An 18,690-nucleotide genomic window follows, 5' to 3' on the forward strand; every position below is an offset into this window, starting at 1 on the left:
CGACTATCGGCAATAAATCGAAAAGAAAAGGGAGGCCAAGCCTCCCTTTTTATTGTCTGAACTATGGCTAGCCTGCAATCATGCAGGAGCCTCTGCCTGAGGCAGATTCCTCACCAGCAATGAGAACTCATCAACTTTCATGCCTTCAGGTATCGGCAGTCGGACCTTGTGCCCGGAACCCGGTGCCACAGCGACTTTCTCTCCACGCTGGTTTTCCATATGATCCAGGCGGAACGTATGGTTACCGGAAGGCGTCAGCAGCTCCAGCGTATCCCCCTGCTCAAACCGGTTTTTGACGTCTATGGTGATGAATTCCGTGCCGGCATCCAGAATCTCGCCCACAAACTGTTGCAGGCTCCCTTTGGAAGCACCCTGCTCGTAATTCTGGTATTCGTCATGGACATGGCGACGGTAGAAGCCTTCGGTATACCCACGGCTGGCCAGATTCTCCAGCGTATCCATCAGTGACATATCGAATGATTTGCCAGCGGCTGCGTCATCAATGGCCTGACGATACACCTGGGCAGTACGCGCCACATAGTAGTGGGACTTGGTCCGCCCCTCGATCTTCAATGAATGAACCCCCATACCATGCAGACGATGGACATGCTGAATCGCACGGAGATCACGGGAATTCATGATGTAAGTGCCATGCTCATCTTCATAAGCGGGCATGTATTGACCTGGGCGGTTCTCTTCCTGCAGCAGATACATCTTATCCGTTGGCTCACCACTGCCCAGCGTCGGTTCATTCGCAACCTCTGCGGGATCAAAGGTGGTCGCGATGACATCACCACTGGCCGTTTCCGTGGCCTCATGGGCCTGGTACTTCCAGCGGCAGGCATTGGTGCAGGTGCCCTGGTTCGGATCACGGTGATTGATATACCCTGACAGCAGGCAACGACCGGAATAAGCAATGCAGAGCGAACCGTGCACAAACACTTCCAGCTCCGTATCCGGGCATTCTTCACGGATCTCTGCGATCTCATCCAGCGACAGCTCGCGGGAGAGAATAATCCGGCTCACGCCCTGACGGGCCCAGAACTTCACCGTGGAAAAGTTAACAACGTTTGCCTGTACCGACATATGCACCGGCATATCGGGCCAACGGTCACGCACCATCATGATCAGACCGGGATCAGACATGATCAGGGCATCAGGCTTCATGGCAATGACCGGCTCCATATCCCGCAGATAGGTTTTCACCTTCGCGTTATGGGGCGCAATGTTACTCGCCAGGTAGAACTGCTTGCCCTGGGCATGCGCTTCATTGATGCCGTTTTCGAGGTTTTCCAACTTGAAGTCGTTATTGCGCACTCGCAGGCTGTAGCGGGGCTGGCCGGCATAGACCGCATCCGCACCGTAGGCGAAGGCATAACGCATGTTTCTCAGGGTGCCGGCGGGCGACAGGAGTTCCGGTTTGCTCATAACATCTCACTGACTCAGGCGAAGGCGCATTGTAGACGCTTTATAATTGTTCAGAAAATAGTCACTTACAGCTATAAAAAAACCCGCAAAGTGCGGGTTTCTTTAACACGTCCACCACAGTCCCCGATAACAGGGCTGCGGAAAGCCGATCTTACTTGATCTTGGCTTCCTTGAACTCAACGTGCTTGCGGACTTTGGGATCGTACTTCTTGAAGACGAACTTGTCCGGGGTGTTACGCTTGTTCTTGGTGGTGGTGTAGAAGTAACCGGTACCGGCAGTGGATACCAGTTTGACTTTCTCGCGAACAGCCTTAGCCATCGTCGTAATCCTCTGTTATCGAACCTTAGAAACGCTCGCCGCGGGCGCGGAGCTCAGCCAGAACGGTATCGATACCCTTCTTGTCGATGATGCGCATGCCTTTGGCAGAAACACGCAGTCTCACAAAACGCTTCTCGGACTCAACCCAGAAACGGTGATGGTGCAGGTTCGGCAGAAAACGACGACGAGTCTTGTTGTTAGCGTGTGATACGTTGTTACCGACAGCGGGACGCTTGCCGGTAACCTGGCAAACTCTGGACATATTTGAGCCTCTCTCTAAGCGTTTACCCAACCCGAAAGCTGGATTCTTTATTCATACATACCGGAACTACCCGGTCAGGCAGTAGCCGGCCCGCCCAAATGCGTTCAGCCGAGAGCCGGTACTCAAAGACCGGGCTTTATACCAGAAAGTAATCCTGCTGGCAATAATTGATTACTTCTTGCACAAACGCTGAACGATGAACAACGTGAACAAAACGCCCGCTGTTTCGGGTTTCAGGCAGTGGGTTACGGCAGCAATAGGCCACCCATTTTGGCGGTGAACTTTAATGGACTCTCAGGGTAATGACAATACGGCATTCCAGTCATCTTAAGCCTGTGAACAGTATTCTGATACTGCTGAGAGCCAGGTAAACGTCAATGACAAGGCAAATAAGGACTCATCACCTTGCCATGCTGCCGGATTGGCAGCTCCCACTCGCACTGCAAATTTCCTATCTATACTGCCCCTGCATCATTCAACCGTAGATGCAGAGAGGTTTCCAGCATGAAGTTTTACCGACTGTTTGGCTTGTCTGTACTAGTCGCCGGTGCGTCTACCGGTGTCTCCGCTTATATGAATGCCAACTGCGGCAGTGCCGATGACTGGCCTTCCCATCATCTCTGCTGTTCCCAACCAGGCGCATCAGAGAATTCCATCTGGGCTTCCGCGCCAGGATCAGGCTGGCATTGTACTTATCAGCAGCGCTCAAATTGTGGTGTGAATACGCACATCTGGGACAATGACGGTAAATTTGTCACCCAGGACACCATGTCTTCCTATTGCAAAGCCAGGGGACAAGGTGATCCTGTCTTCGATGGCAAACCGCCCGCCATTAAAATAGAAAGCGAGCCTGTCACAGCCGCAACCCACCAAACCCAATAACCCATGACTGACCATTACTGAAACGTTGTGAATCTGACACAGCAGGTATTTTTGAGAATCTCTGTAGAGATGTCTCTACATGAAGCCTTTCTGTAAGTGGCTTTCAGTACTCGCTATTTATTGATTCATCCCAGTAATCCAGTGAACCACAGGGGAGCCGGAATGCTCCCTGCACAAAGACAGATACCCTTGATCGTAAACGCCCATTGATAATGGACGAACACGCGCTAAACCAAAGGTCTGAGGAACAATGTCGACGCATACCTGGCTTAAACACCAGCCCTTGATTGACCCTCAATACCGGAAACCCATGACATTCCAGCCAATACTCTGAAACCAAAACCGATTAAGCTTGCACGATAGTACAACACAAGAATAATAAAAATGCCGCTATGTCACACAATAAAGGCTTCACCCTCGTTGAACTGATGATCACCCCGGCAATCGCAGGCATCCTGCTGGGTATCGGTATTCCCAGCTTTCAGGATTTTATGGCGGAAAACCGGGTACGCACGCATTCCACAGCGCTCCAGCATTCATTGCAGTATGCCCGCAGTGAAGCCATCAAGCGTAATGCACTGATATCTGTCGCTCGGGTCGACAACGACTGGAACAATGACTGGGCGGTTCTGTCAGGTGGACAGGCGCTGAAACAGTTTGCGCCTGACAACAACACCCAGCTGGCTACCAATAATGCCGCTACCCAGTTCATCTTCTTCCTGCCCGACGGCTCCACCCTCAACGGTGAAACCTTCACCATTACATCCGACGGTGAAGCCCGGCAAGTCAGTGTCAGTCTGGCCGGCCAGGTTTTGTAGCGGTGAGTCTGGGGTGACCAATGAAACGGCAACAAGGCATTACCCTGGCTGAAGTATTGATCACCGTCCTGATCACGGCTTTCGGGATTGTGGGTTTGGTCTCCCTGCAACTCAGCGCATCAACTAGCCGCCCAGCAAGCCAGTGAGAATGGCTTCTACATTGCAACGGCCGGCGCCTGTCCCGGCAGTGCAGCCATCACGGCTTGCGTCAGACTGACCGCAACGGCACCCGAACAGGCAACTGGAACTGAACCCACTTTTGACCAGACTCCCGACAGTGCGCGTCACTCGGAACAGGTCATCATAATGCCAAGTAATAGTGGGTACATCTCCAGCATTCGTATCTGGATTCCTAAAAGCACATTAATTTTTATTGTTTTTTCCCAAAAAAAAGATGCAATCCCCGATGGCCTTGACTGGATAGTCGCCCCTGACTAAAGGTTCACTATTCCTTGTCGGTGCATCAATAAGTAGACAACTCACAATCAAATAGGCAACAGGAGGGTATGGTCATGCCCAAATACCTCATTCAAGCTAATTATGTCGGTGAGGGTGTAAAAGGCCTGCTGAAAGACGGTGGATCAAAACGGAAAGCGGCTGTTGAAAACCTTATAGAGTCGCTGTCAGGTAAAATCGAATCCTTCTACTATTCATTTGGCGCTACTGATTTGTTTGTCATTGGTGAATTCCCGGACAACACATCCCTAACCGCTGCCGTTTTATCAGTTAACGCTACAGGCATGTGTGAGAGCAAGACAACGGTATTACTTTCACCTGAGGAACTGGATGAGGCGGCGAAAAAAAGCCCCGTTTATATAGCTCCAGGCCAGTAAAGGCTGTCCTGACCAAGGCATGGCATTGCTAACAGGCAACAACGCTCTCCAGATAGATATCAGTCCAACTCTCGTCGCCCTCTAAGGCTTAGCACATGGTTTAACGCAGCCAGCATGCTTATAATGGCCGTTTGACTCAAACCAAGCAGTTACACGAATGCAGCGGCTGAACAAGAAGCGAATCCTCGTCGGTATCACCGGCGGCATCGCCGCCTACAAGACGGCGGAACTGGTCAGACACCTGCGCAAGCTGGGTGCCGAGGTCCACGTGGTCATGACCCGCGCGGCCTGTGAATTCATCACTCCCCTGACATTGCAGGCGTTGTCCAGCAATGCGGTGCATACCGACCTGCTGGATCCGAAAGCAGAAGCCGGCATGGGTCATATCGAGCTGGCCCGTTGGGCGGATGTCATCCTGGTGGCACCGGCTACCGCCGATTTCATGGCGCGTCTCGCCAATGGTCATGGTGACGATCTGCTCACCACCCTCTGCCTGGCCACCAGCGCACCTCTATGCCTTGCACCAGCCATGAACCAGGGCATGTGGAACGACAACGCCACCCGCAATAATCGTCAGATCCTGGAAGACCGCGGCATTATCCAGTTCGGTCCCGCCGAAGGGTCACAGGCCTGCGGCGAAACCGGTCCCGGCCGGATGCTGGAACCCATGGAGTTGATTGAGCATCTTGCCAGGATGTTCAAACAGGAAACACTGACCGGCCGTCGCGTCATCATCACCGCCGGCCCAACCCGTGAAGCGATCGACCCTGTTCGCTACATTTCCAACCACAGTTCCGGAAAAATGGGGTATGCCCTGGCTGAAGCCGCCGTGGAAGCCGGCGCGGATGTCACGCTGATCAGCGGTCCCGTGAACCGGGAAACACCGGATCGCGTCACCCGGGTTGATGTCACCAGCGCCCGCGATATGCACCGCGCAGTCCATGAAACCATCGCTGATTGCGATATATTCATCAGTACCGCGGCTGTCGCTGATTATCGGCCTGACACCGAAGCCAACAGCAAGATCAAGAAAGACCCCGACGCCGCAGACGAAACCCTGCAGCTGACACTGGTTCGCAATCCTGACATCGTCGCCTCTGTTGCCGCCCTGGAACAGAAACCCTTTGTTGTGGGCTTTGCCGCAGAAACCTGTGACGTGATCAGTTACGCTACCGACAAACTTCACCGGAAAAAACTGGACCTGATCGTCGCCAATGATGTCAGCGACACCAGCATTGGCTTTAACAGCGATGACAACGCCGTCACCGTCATCGGTCCGGACTTTGAGGATACGCTGCCACGGACCTCCAAGCGCCAGGTAGCCCGGCAGCTTCTGGACATCCTGGCCCAGCACTATCACGACTGGTCAGAGAACAACAGCACACGAGAGCACCATGCACAGACTGAAAGCCCGAATTCTTGATTCCCGCCTCGGCAGTGAGTTTCCGCTGCCGGCCTATGCGACCGATGGCTCCGCCGGCATCGACCTGCGCGCCTGCCTGGACGAGCCCCTGACGCTGGAGCCCGGACAGACTGAGCTGCTGCCGACCGGCCTGGCCATTCATATAGGCGATCCCTCTCTGGCGGCCATGATCCTGCCCCGCTCCGGCCTCGGCCATAAGCACGGCATTGTCCTGGGCAACCTGGTCGGCCTGATTGATTCCGACTACCAGGGCCAGTTGATGGTCTCCTGCTGGAACCGTGGCAACACCACCTTCACCGTGCAACCCGGCGAGCGGATTGCCCAGCTGGTGCTGGTACCGGTCGTTCAGGCGGATTTCGAAATCGTGGACTCCTTCGAGGAAAGTGATCGCGGCGAAGGCGGCTTCGGCCACTCCGGTCGCCACTGATGCCAACCGACCCTGCCTTTCAAGGGGCGGGGTCGCGCATTTTCAATAATAAAAAACAGATACCGGGATAACGCAGTGAAAGGCCTCTTTGGGAAAGCTCGCGCCAGCAATCGACGTTCTCACTCAGCAGCCTCCGACACACCGGATCCCCATCCGCTCAGCTATCCCTCCACGCTGATAGCGACCGGCATCCTGCTCTTGCTTGGATTGTTTTCAACCCTTTACGTCTGGCAGACGCACGCTGAGGCACGCGCCACAGCAGAACAGCAGGCAAACCAGTTTGGACAACATACCGCCAATGTCCTTAGCCGGGAACTTCGGTTGATGCAAGACAACACAGACCGTCTAGCCACATTACTGCCCGTAGCAGAGGCTCTTCTGTCACAGGATCCAAATCAGTTAGTCACGCTCGGCAATCTGCTGCGCAACAGCCTGCCCGATACCATTAACCTGCAACTGACGCCAGCCAGTCAACCCATCGAACAAGACACCAGCTTTGCTGCCCGCGAGATGATTCGCCGTTCCCTGCGAGGGCAAACCGTGACACCAGAAGCTGCCCGCACTAACCAACAGTGGGTCATCAATACCGTGAGCCCGGTTACCGTCAACAATGAAAGACTTGGCACCCTGCTGGTTGCCTATGATTTACAGCGCCTGCAAAACGTTCTGACGATTAACGATGCAACCTGGGGACAGTGGCAACTACTGCAAACCATTGACGGGCCGGCACGGGAGTTACTCCGCTCCGGCACCACACCGGCGCCGGATTCGCCAATGCTTGAGTACACACTGGCGCAAACGGGCTGGAAGCTGACCTTCCAGCCATCACCGCACTGGATGACATCGCTCCAGCCCTCCCTGGTTTTCCTGCTGATCGCGTTAGGCGCCATTATCGTAGTACCCGTGCTGCTGGATCGCTTCTGGCGTAGCCAGAATCACCGTCTGATGGGGGACAACCATCTTCTGAAAACCCTGCTCAGCGATATCAGTGACGGCAGAAATCCGCAAATTGGCGGATATAAAGTCGCGATATTCCGCGAAATTGCACAAAACATACTGAATACGGCTAAAGCATCCAAAATCGATCCAAACCGGCAGGCATCCACGACATCGCTTGCATCGCCCCCCACTCCTGAAGTCTACTATGACCCGCTGGCAGAACCTCAGGCACTTCAGACAACGGTGGCTGTCGAGCAACCGGCCAATACGCAGCCATTGCCGCCAAAAGAGGACATCGCTGATGTATCTGACGATCCGTTTGAAGCCCCACTGTTTCAGGACAACGACTTGCTGGAACTGAGCCTTGCAGACATTGAATTACCGGATACACTGACGCTTCCTGAAGATGACACGACAATTGATGAAGACCCCTCTCCCATCACCAACACTGAGCAACCTTGCACCGTGACCGCTTCGACCTCACGATCCACTCCGACGGTTCCTGCATCCATTTTCCGCGCCTATGACATTCGCGGTGTAGTTGGCAAGGATCTGACACCGGAAACGGTGGAACTACTGGGCTGCGCCATTGGCACGGAAGCCCAGGCCCGGGGGGAAACCACTATCATCGTGGGCATGGACGGCCGCCTGTCCAGCCCGGCGCTGCGTGATCAGCTGGTTGCCGGTATCACAGGCAGCGGCTGTGATGTCATCACGATTGGTACCGTTCCAACACCAGCCCTGTATTACGCTACCCACGAACTGGGCGCCCGCTCTGGCGTTATGATTACCGGCAGTCACAACCCACCGCAATACAATGGTTTCAAGATTGTTCTGGCCGGGGAAACCCTGGCAAATGAAGCGATTCAGGGACTATATCAGCGCATCACCAATCAGGCGCTGAACACCGGTGAAGGACAAGTCACTGAACACAACATACTGGGCAACTATCACCAGCGCATTCTGGATGACATTATTATCCAACGGCCACTGAAGGTCGTGATTGACTGTGGCAACGGTGTGGCCGGTGTTATAGCACCAGAGCTCTTTGAAGCACTGGGTTGCGAAGTCATCCCACTCTACTGCGATGTTGACGGAAACTTCCCCAACCATCACCCGGATCCGGGAAATCCAGAAAACCTGCAGGATATTGTCGCCAAGATCGCCGAAACAGGCGCCGATCTCGGCCTCGCTTTCGATGGCGACGGTGATCGGGTCGGTCTGGTCACCAACCAGGGCCGTATCATTTTCCCGGATCGCCTCCTGATGCTGCTGGCCAAGGATATTGTGACCCGCAACCCCGGCTGCGATGTGATCTACGACGTCAAATGCACCCGCCGACTGAACAGCCTGATCAGCAACTACGGCGGCCGTCCTGTAATGTGGAAAACCGGTCACTCTCTGATCAAGGCCAAGATGAAAGAAACCGGTGCCCTGCTGGCCGGAGAAATGAGCGGCCATATTTTCCTGAAAGAACGCTGGTACGGTTTTGATGACGGTATCTACAGTGCAGCACGCCTGATAGAAATTCTGTCGGCCCAGGCTCAGAGTGCTGACGAGGTATTCAACAGTTTCCCGGACAGCGTCAATACTCCCGAGATCAACATCCAGGTCACCGACGAGAACAAGTTCGCCCTGATTGACCAGTTCGCCAGCCAGGGACAGTTCAAGGAAGGCAATGTCATCACAATCGACGGCGTTCGGGTTGAGTTCCCCTGGGGTTGGGGCCTGGTGCGCGCCTCCAATACCACGCCTGTGCTGGTATTGCGCTTCGAAGCCGATGACAACCAGCACCTGGACAAGATCAAAAACCTGTTCCGAGAACAGCTGAAAGCCGTGGATAATACCCTGCCGGTCAATTTCTGACCGGCGCTGCCGGAGCGATAATCCCGTATCGGAAGCAGGACCAAAAAAGGCTATAAATAGCCGATTGCAGGCATGGTCTGTTTTCTGATGCACCTGGCAGGGATGCATATACAACAAGCGCTATAGTTCAGGCAGCCGCGGCCATCCGTAGCATTGAACGCGCGACCAACAGCCATGACCACCGGGAAGAGCTATGAGCCACACCGAGGACAGCACCATCCAGATTGCCAGCGTACTGACGGAAGCCCTGCCGTACCTGCAGCGCTTTGCCGGCAAAACCTTTGTGATCAAATATGGCGGCAACGCCATGGAGAGCGAAGCCCTGCAAAATGGCTTCGCCCGGGATATCGTCCTCCTGAAAGCTATTGGCATTAATCCGGTCGTCGTGCATGGCGGCGGGCCTCAGATCGGTGATCTGCTCAAGCGACTCAACATCCAGTCCCGCTTTGTGGATGGCATGCGCGTGACTGACAGCGAAACCATGGATGTCGTCCAGATGGTGCTCGGTGGCTTGGTTAACAAGGAGATCGTCAGCCTGATCAACCGTAATGGTGGCAAGGCTATCGGCCTGACCGGCAAAGACGGAAATTTCATCCGCGCAAGACAGCTGAAAATTCACCGGCACACGCCGGAAATGCAGGCGCGGGAAATCATTGATATCGGTCTGGTTGGCGAAGTGGAAGCCATCAATACCGATATCATCCAGATGCTGAAAAAATCCGACTTTATACCCGTTATTGCACCGATTGGCGCTGATCATCAGGGCAAATCCTACAACATCAACGCCGATCTAGTTGCTGGCAAAGTGGCCGAAGTCCTGAATGCAGAAAAGCTGATTCTGCTGACCAACACCCCGGGCGTGCTGGACCAACAGGGCGAACTGCTCACCGGATTGACGGTAGACCGGGTCAACAGCCTGATTACCGATGGCACTATATATGGCGGCATGCTGCCCAAGATTCGCTGCGCCCTGGATGCCGTCAACCATGGCGCCCGCAGTGCACATATCATTGATGGCCGTGTCAAACATGCCGTTTTGCTGGAAATTTTTACCGAACGAGGCGTCGGCAGCCTGATTACCAACCACCCCGAAGAGATACCGCAATCATCACGGCTTGCTGATGAGTGCTGTGTGTCTGTCGAATAACGTTCAAGATCGCATACCCAATGGAAAAGGCACGCAACACCTCCCGTAAAGAGCCTCGCAAGGAATCCCGCAAGGAACAGATCCTTCAGGCCCTTGCCCATATGCTGGAAATCAGTCCGGGGGAGCGCATCACTACGTCTCGCCTGGCACAGGAAGTCGGCGTCTCGGAAGCCGCGCTTTACCGACACTTTCCCAGCAAAGCCAAGATGTTCGAGGGCTTGATTGAGTTTATCGAGGAAGCGATATTCACTCGCATTACGCTGATCATCAAGGAAGAGCAATCGGCACTGGATTGCTGCCGGAAGTTCCTGACCCTGTTGCTGGCGTTCTGCGAAAAGAATCCGGGCCTGACCCGCATCCTCAACGGCGACGCACTGGCGGGTGAAACCGAGCGGTTGCGAGTACGCGTGATTCAATTGTTCGACCGCCTGGAAACCCAGCTCCGGCAAGTGCTACGCGATGCAGAAATTCACGAGGGTCTCCGCACCCGCATGACTCAGCAGGAGACAGCCAACCTACTGCTGGCAACCGCCGAAGGTCGTATCAGCCAGTATGTACGCAGCGGCTTCAAGCGCAAGCCAACAGACAGCTGGAATGATCAGTGGGAGTGTCTGAGTCTGGTGATTTTTCGCTAATACAGAAAAGGGGCAGCCAAACTGTAGACGTTTGACTGCCCCTTCTCGTTAAACCATAAAATTATTGACGACTTAACTGAACAACCTGATCGTCCAGACTGACCAGCAGATCATCATTCTCCAGTCGATCCAACACCTGGTAACGCTCTTCACGCCCGACCGGGGATGACTGCAGGGAGCCGTCACCCAACCGCTGTTCCCGGCGATGGTAAACCACCACGATACGATTCCTACGGTCCAGCGACCAGCGCCCCAGCAACTGCTCTTCCTGATCCAGCTGCTCTTTCATCAACAAGAAGGCGCCATCATCCCTGACATGCCAGTAGCTAACACCTGTCTCACCCGTGTTTACCGGCTGCCAGCGACCAACCAGATCCTGTGAAGCCAGGATCAATTCACGGTTCCGTTCGATGCCAGTCATTTCTCCCAGCATCTGCCGGACAAGCTCACGCTTTTCGCCGTAACGCCCAGCCAGCAAGCGCTTTTCCTGTTCAAGCTTAGCTATTTTGTCCAGATGATGTACCACCTGCACATCAATTCCCGCAAACTCCTGCAGCAAACCTTCCGGCACGTTTCGGCCTGATCGCTCAATGGCCGCCGCACGGGCTTCCTTACCTTCCCGCTGAACACGCAGGCGCTGAATACTGCCCTGCTCAATGGCAATCTGGGCATCCATCTCAGCCAACTGGCGCGTCTCGGCGCGATCGACACCGTCAACACTGCCATACATTTTGAGCAATTCGCGCCCTTCCCGCTCCCTGTGCTCACGGGCGGTCCTCGCCTGCTGCTCCTGGGACTGCTGCCGCTCCCTTGCAAGCAGCGCATCACCGGCCAACTCAGGCTCAATGACCTCAAGCACTTTTCCCTTGCTATCAATAACCTCATACCCTGAACGGGCATAGCGCAATGGCACCTGCGTCGATATCACTAGCTGACCATTTTCGTCGTTATAGCGATACAACCGGATATCCGCAGACCAACCAGCAGACACGAACAGACTCAAAAGGCATCCCATACCCAAAGTCCGGCAACCACTGGACAAAGAGCCTGCTCCCATTTTACGTACTGCTGGCCTGCCTGCGTTCATAGTCAGTCTTTTACTCAGTCATCAATACCATACTGGCTGCGATACATTTCGATCGCGCCCGCATATTGCTGCAATTTATCGTCTTCCTTAATAAACTCCAGCACCTGGCGCAAGGTCACAATACTGGCCACCGGCACATTGAAATCCTGCTCTACCTGCTGGATGGCTGACAGTTCACCCTGCCCGCGCTCCTGGCGATCCAGCGCAATCAATACCACACCCGGCTTGGCGCCCGCCTGACCAATAATACCCATGACTTCGCGAATAGCCGTACCCGCCGTAATGACATCATCAATAATGGCAATACGGCCTTCCAGAGGCGCCCCGACCAGATTGCCGCCTTCACCATGATCCTTGGTCTCTTTACGGTTGAAGCACCAGGGCACATCCATGCCATGATGATCCGCCAGAGCTACCGCCGTCGTCGATGCAAGGGGTATGCCCTTGTAAGCCGGCCCAAACAGGACATCAAATTCAACACCGGCATCCACTAATGCTTGGGCATAAAAACGACCCAGCTTAGCCAGCGCAAGACCGGTCTTGAACAAGCCAGCATTGAAGAAATAGGGAGACTTGCGGCCGGATTTCAGGGTGAACTCGCCAAAACGTAACACATCATGCTCAATGGCAAAGCGAATAAATTCACGCTGATAGTCTTTCATAACCTTTCCAGACAGTACTTTAAACAAAGCCGGCATTCTAACACCCAACCGTGCCCTTTACATCAACACAACTTGACACCCTCATTAAAGGGCTAAGAGCATGAAACAAATAACAATAAACAAAAGACAGAAACAACAAAACTCTCCCAAAATAAATAACTCAAATAACAAACCCAAAAAAAAACAAATTTGTTATTCATTTAAATGAACAAAAAAATCACTAAATTGCCATAACCCTGTAACGCAAGACTCAACCACATTAATTAGAGGAATCAAAAATGCTGACATCTACTCGCTCGCATCAGCAAACAGCTGCTGAAAGAAAACCACAAATGGTACCTGAACATGTTGAACTTGAAATAAATCCATTATCCACACAAAACACTAGACTATTAAATGAACAACTTAGCACTCTTGCAAACTCAATCCCGGCTATTGCAAAACATTTAAATGAAAGAGACATTAATACCAGTGAAACCAAGATAGAAAAAACAAAAGAGTTAATTCACGCCATCAATCACTTTATCTCAAACCTTCCCGATTCTGAGCAGGACACCATAATAAGGAAATTTAACGCTATCTTTGAAAATAGCAACGATGATCCTAATGATGAAGATTTTCAACAAATACGAGAGGCTTTTACCAATCAACTCAAAGACCATCACTTTTCTCTTACACCGGAACCACCTGCAACACTCCTTCACCGCATCCTTACAATTGCAGCCTTCCTTGCTCCATCGATCAAGTTTCTGGCATACACATGGGATGTTAGCGCACCTCTTCTAACACGAATCACTAGCGGTCTCATAACAGCTGCAAGTGGCCTTGCTTTTTCCACTTTATCAATCAATGCCATAGCAGAACTCCCCACCAGCTTTAGCTTTATACGAAACGCATCACCCTCAGAAATTTGCCAAGGCATATTTGGCATTCTATTACTTCTTGCAGCAGCGACTAGCGATGGAGTAAGAACTGGTTACGAGGCCTCTTTAACTCTCGGAAAGCCTTTTGCCGCTTTGGGCGCACTGGAATTTATTTCTGTAGGAATATTGGGCTATGCCGGTTTGCTTAGTGCAAAAAAACTTGTTCGTAGCATAAAAGCCGCACCCAGCCTGCTACAAAAGCTCGCCAGATCAGCCCCCCTCATTATAACTATCCCATCTGGTATTTTTTTCGCCGGCGGTGCAGAACAATGGACAAACAACCTTCCCTGGTACCAGCCTAACTGCGTTGTTGACCATGTGATAAAAATGGCCGCCATGTCAGCGCACATAGTGACACAAACAGCATGTGAAGCAGAAGGCATGCTCGATAAAGCAACTCAGGCAATATCGCTTTCCAAATCCTGTAAAAACAAACAACCTGGCGGCTCCATAACAAAAAGATGTACCGACATATGTGGACTAACCAAAAACTTTCTTATTGGTTTCTTTGTCTTTTTAGTTGGGATACTCGCAATTTACGGTGTTGGTAATTACCAATACACCCTTGGGGAAGACGCTAAGAACTTTGAACCAGCATTGGGAAAAAATGATACCTACTATGCAACATGCAAACGATGGGCAGCATTTGATGGTTTAGCAAATCAAATTTTTCTCTTCTCAAATATTTTTATGGTATTGCTAGCCCTTGATAATGCACTATCCGGCATGCGAAAAGTCGCCGGGGCATTTTCTTACAGCCCCTGTTGCCGTCAACATTCATCAGCATCTGATCAGGTTCTAGCCTCGCGTGCGATTGAAGCAAGACAACAATCCCAAAGAGAATCTGCAGAGTCCGTACAAACAACATATTTGTAATTGTCTTTCTCCTGACTCTATCCCTAACGATAGAGTCAGGTATTTTCACCTCTCACTAACAATTGCGTGACACCAAAAACCGCAAAACCATTGGTTACCTTACGTTACAAGGTGGTGTAACGGTAACAGAACACGGTATCATATGGGCGCTAGCATTAAGGGCCCGGTATGAGAATTATCAGCTTCAATTGTGAAGGTATTAAAAGCGCGACTGAGAACGGTTTTTTTGACTGGGCACTCGCCCAAGATGCAGATGTCATCTGCCTTCAGGATATCAGGGCAAGCGAGTCCGAACTGGCAGATCCCATCTATACACCCGATGAATATTTCAGCTATTTCTTCGATGGTTATGACCCTGACAAAGAAAAAGGCGGTGTAGCGCTATACAGCCGCGTTCCGCCCAAGGCAATCATCACAGGTCTTGGCTTCCCGGTTGCCGACAGCCAAGGGCTCTGCATTCAGGCAGATTTCGACAAGATCAGCATTACCAGCCTGCTGGTACCGGAAGGCAATGCGGATGACGACTCCCAGAATGTAAAGTTCAAGTTCATGGAGGATTACCTCCATTATCTCGATAAGCAGCAACGCAAGCGCCGGGAGTTCCTGATCTGTGGCACCTGGCAGGTGGCCCATCGCAAAATGGATGTCGCCAACTGGCGTGATTTCCAGTTCACATCTGGCTTCCTTCCCCCGGAACAGGCCTGGATGGATGAGATCACAGGTTCACTGGGCTATGTGGATACTTACCGTGAAGTTGACCGTGAAAGCGGCAAGTTCACCTGGTGGGAAAATGACATGCTGCGCAGCAAGGATATGGGCTGGCGGCTTGACTATCAGATGGCTACCGGCGGCATGCGCCATCGAGTGCTGAATGGCGGCATTTATACCGGTGAGACCTTCTCCCGACATGCGCCCGTCATCATGGACTATGAGTGGGAACTCTCTTTCTGACACGATAAAAAAGCCCGGTTAAACCGGGCTTTTTTATCGTTGGGATATTCCCATCAAATCAGGGCGCTTCCAGCACCTGACGCTGGACTGTCAGAATCTCATCAATTCCCTGCTTCGCCAGCTGCATCATGGCATCCATCTGTGCCTGATCGAATGGCTCACCTTCTGCGGTTCCCTGAATTTCAATAAAACCACCTTTTTCTGTCATGACCACATTCATGTCAGTCTCAGCATTGGAATCTTCCGGATAATCCAGATCCAGCACCGGGTTGCCGTTGTACATACCCACAGAAATGGAGCCAATCAGCTGCTTGAAGGGATCATTACGGATCAGCTTGTTGCGCTGCATATGGCGAATGCAGTCTACCAGCGCCACACAACCTCCGGTAATGGATGCCGTACGCGTGCCACCGTCCGCCTGAATCACATCACAATCGATTGTGATGGTATTATCGCCCAGCATCTTCAGGTCAACGGCGGCTCGCAGTGAGCGACCAATCAGGCGCTGGATTTCCAGGGTGCGACCGCCCTGCCGGCCACGGGCCGCTTCACGCCCGGTCCGGTCACCGGTTGCCCGCGGCAGCATGCCATACTCGGCCGTGACCCATCCCTGCCCCATGCCTTTCAGCCAGCGCGGCACACTGCGTTCAAGGCTGGCGGTGCAGATCACCTTGGTATCACCAAACTCCACCAGTACGGAACCCTCGGCGTGCTTGGTAAAGCCGCGGGTGATCCGGATTTCACGCAACTGATCTGCCGCTCTTCCACTTGGACGCATAACTTATCTACCTGTTTAAACAGCGTATGAAAAATACAGTGGACGGATTATAACGAACATCCACCGCTAAGCAGAATCTGTGAATCGCGCAGCCACGGCATGTCCCAACTATCACCGCTTCGCCATCCGGTTTAGAATGAATGGTTTTATTCACCGCCAGGCATTCGTCTGCTGCTTCCCCCACTTAAAAGGGGCTGAAGACTGACCGGTTTCACCGGCGCCAGCAGGTACTTCCGTCTGGATAACATGAGATACAGGCCAATGACCGCAAGCATGACCGCCTTCGCCCGGGTTGAAACCAGCCATGAATGGGGCAGTCTCGTATGGGAAATTCGCTCCGTGAATCATCGTTATCTGGAGCCCCATTTTCGACTTCCGGAAACCCTGCGGGAAATTGAGTCACGTCTCAGGGAAATGCTGCGTCGCAATCTGAATCGCGGCAAGGTCGAATGCAGCCTCCGGATCATGCCACTGGATAACGCCCAGTCACTGAGCCTGAACACCGCCGTACTGGCTGACCTGAACACAGCCCTGGAGCAGATCAAGCAGCATATTGACCGCGTCGCCAAAACCAGTCCCCTGGATGTCCTGCGCTGGCCCGGCGTTCTCAAGCAGGACGAAACCGATATCAAGGAAATCCAGCTGAACGCACTGCAGGCCTTTGAGCAGGCATTGGACCAGATCCGCGAAACCCGCGCTCGCGAAGGGGCTGAACTCAAGCAATTCATTCTGCAGCGAATCGACAGCGTGGAAGAAGAAGCCGGCAAAGTCCGCCAGCAGATGCCGACGTTGCTCCAGGCTCAGCGCGACAAAATCATTCAGCGCCTTGAAGATGCCCGGGTGGAGACCGACCCGAATCGACTGGAGCAGGAATTGGTCTTCCTGGCTCAAAAAGCGGATGTCGATGAAGAACTGGATCGCCTGACCACCCATGTCACTGAAGTTCGCCGGGTTCTCAACAGCGACAGTGGCGCTATTGGCCGTCGACTGGACTTCCTGATGCAGGAACTGAACCGGGAAGCCAATACTCTGTCATCCAAGGCGATTGACGCTGGCACGACGCAGTCTGCAGTCAACCTGAAGGTGCTCATCGAACAGATGCGTGAACAGGTGCAAAATATTGAATAAAATCAATTTGTTATAAAAAACACAAAAGAGTTATCAATATATTACTCACAGGTTTGCCAATAACTTATCAACAGGCCTGAAACCGCTAACTACCGGAATTCAGGCTAATGTACAAACATGTTATCAACAGGGCAGACCAGACACAGAAATATCCCGTGATGCAGGCAGAGCCAGCTTCACGGAGCTAACCTTAAACAGATAGTAAACAGGTTTTTTGTACAGGCATGAGCAAAGGCACGCTTTACATTATCGCAGCCCCCTCCGGCGCGGGAAAAACCAGCCTGGTGGCGGCACTGGTGGAATCGACCTCGCATATCGGCGTATCCGTTTCCCATACAACCCGGTCTATGCGTCCCGGCGAAGTGGATGGTGTTAACTACCATTTCACGTCTGCCGACGCATTCAAGGCGATGATTGAGCAAAATGCCTTTCTCGAACACGCCGAAGTATTTGGCAACTATTACGGCACCTCTCAGGTCTGGGTAGAGGAACAGCTGAACCAGGGCAAGGATGTCATCCTGGAAATTGACTGGCAGGGCGCCCAGCAGGTTCGCCGCCTGATGCCTGACGCCGTCAGCCTGTTTATCATCCCTCCCTCAAAGCAGGCCCTGCACGAGCGTCTGCTCGGACGCAAAACGGATGACACCAGCGTCATCGAAAAAAGAATGAACCTGGCCGTCAACGAAATGTCACATTACGGTGAATTTGATTACCTGATCATCAACGACCAGTTCGACGATGCACTGTTCGACCTGAAGGCAATCATCCGGGCCCAGCGCCTGGCCATGCCCTTCCAGCAGGCGTATCGGCAAGCACTACTGCGTGAGCTATTGTCATAATCTGCTGTGAACCAGTAAAATCACTCTTTACACACTCATTAATGCTGGTTAGTTCCAGCCTGATCATAGACCGGAGCATAACGTGGCCCGAGTAACCGTAGAAGACTGCCTAGAAAACGTCGATAACCGCTTTGAGCTTGTTATGGCCGCTTCCAAGCGCGCCCGCCAGCTGACCATCGGCGGCAAGGATCCCAAGGTAGATTGGGAAAACGACAAGCCCACCGTCGTCGCCCTGCGCGAAATTGCAGAAGGTGTCATCGATCCCAAGGCCCTCGATAAGGAAGAGCAGGACGACGACGAAGCAGCACTGTTCCTCGGTCTTGAGTAAACGCTCCGACCGGTGGTGATGACCGCTTCCTGGTCAGGCTTCTACTGAACCAAACTGACGGCGGCCTGTAGTGCCGTCAGCAGCTGAGCATGCAGTAACCGCGATACCAGGGAGCGGACGGCTCCAATCAGCAGACCTC

20 protein-coding genes are annotated in these 18,690 nt (G+C 52.8%); 14 read left to right on the plus strand and 6 right to left on the minus strand.

Annotated features, from left to right (window positions below; genetic code table 11):
* Positions 1 to 78 precede the first annotated feature (78 nt).
* The 3 genes from trhP to rpmB all read right to left on the minus strand — a co-directional run bounded on the left by trhP (position 79) and on the right by rpmB (position 2,009).
* Entirely contained in the window at positions 79 to 1,428 is a 1,350-nt protein-coding gene (gene trhP, locus KHS78_RS08805) for a prephenate-dependent tRNA uridine(34) hydroxylase TrhP (protein WP_211827387.1), read from the minus strand.
* A 151-nt stretch (positions 1,429 to 1,579) separates the two neighbouring features.
* Entirely contained in the window at positions 1,580 to 1,747 is a 168-nt protein-coding gene (rpmG, locus tag KHS78_RS08810) for a 50S ribosomal protein L33 (protein WP_211827389.1), read from the minus strand.
* Positions 1,748 to 1,772: 25 nt separating this feature from the next.
* A complete protein-coding gene (gene rpmB / locus KHS78_RS08815) occupies positions 1,773 to 2,009 on the minus strand; it encodes a 50S ribosomal protein L28 (protein ID WP_211827392.1) in 237 nt (78 codons plus the stop codon).
* 504 nt (positions 2,010 to 2,513) lie between these two features.
* Between rpmB and KHS78_RS08820 the strand changes: the two genes are divergently transcribed.
* The 9 genes from KHS78_RS08820 to slmA all read left to right on the plus strand — a co-directional run bounded on the left by KHS78_RS08820 (position 2,514) and on the right by slmA (position 10,979).
* Positions 2,514 to 2,891: a hypothetical protein gene (locus KHS78_RS08820; RefSeq protein ID WP_211827395.1), complete on the plus strand. Its 378-nt coding sequence runs from the start codon at positions 2,514 to 2,516 to the stop codon at positions 2,889 to 2,891.
* A 392-nt stretch (positions 2,892 to 3,283) separates the two neighbouring features.
* On the plus strand, positions 3,284 to 3,709 hold the full coding sequence (locus tag KHS78_RS08825) for a GspH/FimT family pseudopilin (RefSeq protein ID WP_211827397.1): 426 nt from the start codon (positions 3,284 to 3,286) through the stop codon (positions 3,707 to 3,709).
* A gap of 20 nt (positions 3,710 to 3,729) precedes the next feature.
* Positions 3,730 to 3,855 carry a type IV pilus modification PilV family protein gene (locus tag KHS78_RS08830; protein WP_211827399.1) on the plus strand — a complete coding sequence of 42 codons (126 nt, stop codon included), beginning with the start codon at positions 3,730 to 3,732 and terminating at the stop codon, positions 3,853 to 3,855.
* A 366-nt stretch (positions 3,856 to 4,221) separates the two neighbouring features.
* On the plus strand, positions 4,222 to 4,542 hold the full coding sequence (locus tag KHS78_RS08835) for a GYD domain-containing protein (RefSeq protein WP_211827401.1): 321 nt from the start codon (positions 4,222 to 4,224) through the stop codon (positions 4,540 to 4,542).
* A gap of 157 nt (positions 4,543 to 4,699) precedes the next feature.
* Positions 4,700 to 5,965, plus strand: a complete 1,266-nt coding sequence (gene coaBC, locus KHS78_RS08840; protein WP_211827403.1) for a bifunctional phosphopantothenoylcysteine decarboxylase/phosphopantothenate--cysteine ligase CoaBC — start codon at positions 4,700 to 4,702, stop codon at positions 5,963 to 5,965.
* Positions 5,937 to 6,392 (plus strand): dUTP diphosphatase, encoded by a 456-nt coding sequence (gene dut / locus KHS78_RS08845; RefSeq protein WP_211827405.1) that lies wholly within the window; start codon positions 5,937 to 5,939, stop codon positions 6,390 to 6,392. The genes coaBC and dut overlap by 29 nt, the downstream gene beginning before the upstream one ends.
* A gap of 75 nt (positions 6,393 to 6,467) precedes the next feature.
* Positions 6,468 to 9,197: a phosphomannomutase/phosphoglucomutase gene (locus KHS78_RS22475; RefSeq protein ID WP_343216893.1), complete on the plus strand. Its 2,730-nt coding sequence runs from the start codon at positions 6,468 to 6,470 to the stop codon at positions 9,195 to 9,197.
* 193 nt (positions 9,198 to 9,390) lie between these two features.
* On the plus strand, positions 9,391 to 10,344 hold the full coding sequence (gene argB, locus KHS78_RS08855; protein WP_211827407.1) for an acetylglutamate kinase: 954 nt from the start codon (positions 9,391 to 9,393) through the stop codon (positions 10,342 to 10,344).
* Positions 10,345 to 10,364: 20 nt separating this feature from the next.
* A complete protein-coding gene (slmA, locus tag KHS78_RS08860) occupies positions 10,365 to 10,979 on the plus strand; it encodes a nucleoid occlusion factor SlmA (RefSeq protein WP_211827410.1) in 615 nt (204 codons plus the stop codon).
* A gap of 61 nt (positions 10,980 to 11,040) precedes the next feature.
* On the opposite strand, the gene KHS78_RS08865 is transcribed toward slmA, so the two are convergent.
* Both KHS78_RS08865 and pyrE read right to left on the minus strand, forming a co-directional pair.
* On the minus strand, positions 11,041 to 11,970 hold the full coding sequence (locus KHS78_RS08865) for a hypothetical protein (protein ID WP_211827412.1): 930 nt from the start codon (positions 11,968 to 11,970) through the stop codon (positions 11,041 to 11,043).
* A 110-nt stretch (positions 11,971 to 12,080) separates the two neighbouring features.
* Positions 12,081 to 12,728, minus strand: coding sequence for an orotate phosphoribosyltransferase (pyrE, locus tag KHS78_RS08870; RefSeq protein WP_211827414.1), 648 nt, complete (start codon positions 12,726 to 12,728; stop codon positions 12,081 to 12,083).
* 278 nt (positions 12,729 to 13,006) lie between these two features.
* Between pyrE and KHS78_RS08875 the strand changes: the two genes are divergently transcribed.
* Both KHS78_RS08875 and KHS78_RS08880 read left to right on the plus strand, forming a co-directional pair.
* Positions 13,007 to 14,527 (plus strand): hypothetical protein, encoded by a 1,521-nt coding sequence (locus tag KHS78_RS08875; RefSeq protein WP_211827416.1) that lies wholly within the window; start codon positions 13,007 to 13,009, stop codon positions 14,525 to 14,527.
* Positions 14,528 to 14,695: 168 nt separating this feature from the next.
* Positions 14,696 to 15,478: an exodeoxyribonuclease III gene (locus KHS78_RS08880; protein WP_211827418.1), complete on the plus strand. Its 783-nt coding sequence runs from the start codon at positions 14,696 to 14,698 to the stop codon at positions 15,476 to 15,478.
* Between the two features lie 58 nt (positions 15,479 to 15,536).
* Here the strand turns inward: KHS78_RS08880 and rph are convergent, their stop codons facing one another.
* Complete coding sequence (gene rph, locus KHS78_RS08885; protein ID WP_211827419.1) at positions 15,537 to 16,256, minus strand: ribonuclease PH; 720 nt, start codon at positions 16,254 to 16,256, stop codon at positions 15,537 to 15,539.
* A gap of 261 nt (positions 16,257 to 16,517) precedes the next feature.
* Here rph and KHS78_RS08890 point away from each other — a divergent pair, with 261 nt between their 5' ends.
* The 3 genes from KHS78_RS08890 (at position 16,518) to rpoZ (ending at position 18,551) form a co-directional block, all read left to right on the plus strand.
* A complete protein-coding gene (locus KHS78_RS08890) occupies positions 16,518 to 17,384 on the plus strand; it encodes a YicC/YloC family endoribonuclease (RefSeq protein WP_211827420.1) in 867 nt (288 codons plus the stop codon).
* Between the two features lie 224 nt (positions 17,385 to 17,608).
* A complete protein-coding gene (gene gmk / locus KHS78_RS08895) occupies positions 17,609 to 18,223 on the plus strand; it encodes a guanylate kinase (protein ID WP_211827422.1) in 615 nt (204 codons plus the stop codon).
* Positions 18,224 to 18,305: 82 nt separating this feature from the next.
* Positions 18,306 to 18,551: a DNA-directed RNA polymerase subunit omega gene (gene rpoZ, locus KHS78_RS08900; RefSeq protein WP_211827424.1), complete on the plus strand. Its 246-nt coding sequence runs from the start codon at positions 18,306 to 18,308 to the stop codon at positions 18,549 to 18,551.
* Positions 18,552 to 18,690 lie beyond the last annotated feature (139 nt).

The organism is Kistimonas asteriae, assembly GCF_018263925.1.
In the GTDB taxonomy this organism is placed as follows: domain Bacteria; phylum Pseudomonadota; class Gammaproteobacteria; order Pseudomonadales; family Endozoicomonadaceae; genus Kistimonas; species Kistimonas asteriae.

Excerpts from the sequence above, each read along its gene's own strand:
- KHS78_RS08825 (WP_211827397.1), top strand. The coding sequence starts at position 3,284 with ATGTCACACAATAAAGGCTTCACCCTCGTTGAACTGATGATCACCCCG.
- KHS78_RS08830 (WP_211827399.1), top strand. The coding sequence starts at position 3,730 with ATGAAACGGCAACAAGGCATTACCCTGGCTGAAGTATTGATCACCGTC.
- KHS78_RS08880 (WP_211827418.1), top strand. The coding sequence starts at position 14,696 with ATGAGAATTATCAGCTTCAATTGTGAAGGTATTAAAAGCGCGACTGAG.
- argB (WP_211827407.1), top strand. The coding sequence starts at position 9,391 with ATGAGCCACACCGAGGACAGCACCATCCAGATTGCCAGCGTACTGACG.
- rph (WP_211827419.1), bottom strand. The coding sequence starts at position 16,256 with ATGCGTCCAAGTGGAAGAGCGGCAGATCAGTTGCGTGAAATCCGGATC.
- KHS78_RS08835 (WP_211827401.1), top strand. The coding sequence starts at position 4,222 with ATGCCCAAATACCTCATTCAAGCTAATTATGTCGGTGAGGGTGTAAAA.
- KHS78_RS08890 (WP_211827420.1), top strand. The coding sequence starts at position 16,518 with ATGACCGCAAGCATGACCGCCTTCGCCCGGGTTGAAACCAGCCATGAA.
- rpmG (WP_211827389.1), bottom strand. The coding sequence starts at position 1,747 with ATGGCTAAGGCTGTTCGCGAGAAAGTCAAACTGGTATCCACTGCCGGT.
- trhP (WP_211827387.1), bottom strand. The coding sequence starts at position 1,428 with ATGAGCAAACCGGAACTCCTGTCGCCCGCCGGCACCCTGAGAAACATG.
- gmk (WP_211827422.1), top strand. The coding sequence starts at position 17,609 with ATGAGCAAAGGCACGCTTTACATTATCGCAGCCCCCTCCGGCGCGGGA.
- coaBC (WP_211827403.1), top strand. The coding sequence starts at position 4,700 with ATGCAGCGGCTGAACAAGAAGCGAATCCTCGTCGGTATCACCGGCGGC.
- pyrE (WP_211827414.1), bottom strand. The coding sequence starts at position 12,728 with ATGAAAGACTATCAGCGTGAATTTATTCGCTTTGCCATTGAGCATGAT.
- KHS78_RS08820 (WP_211827395.1), top strand. The coding sequence starts at position 2,514 with ATGAAGTTTTACCGACTGTTTGGCTTGTCTGTACTAGTCGCCGGTGCG.
- dut (WP_211827405.1), top strand. The coding sequence starts at position 5,937 with ATGCACAGACTGAAAGCCCGAATTCTTGATTCCCGCCTCGGCAGTGAG.
- slmA (WP_211827410.1), top strand. The coding sequence starts at position 10,365 with ATGGAAAAGGCACGCAACACCTCCCGTAAAGAGCCTCGCAAGGAATCC.
- KHS78_RS08875 (WP_211827416.1), top strand. The coding sequence starts at position 13,007 with ATGCTGACATCTACTCGCTCGCATCAGCAAACAGCTGCTGAAAGAAAA.
- rpmB (WP_211827392.1), bottom strand. The coding sequence starts at position 2,009 with ATGTCCAGAGTTTGCCAGGTTACCGGCAAGCGTCCCGCTGTCGGTAAC.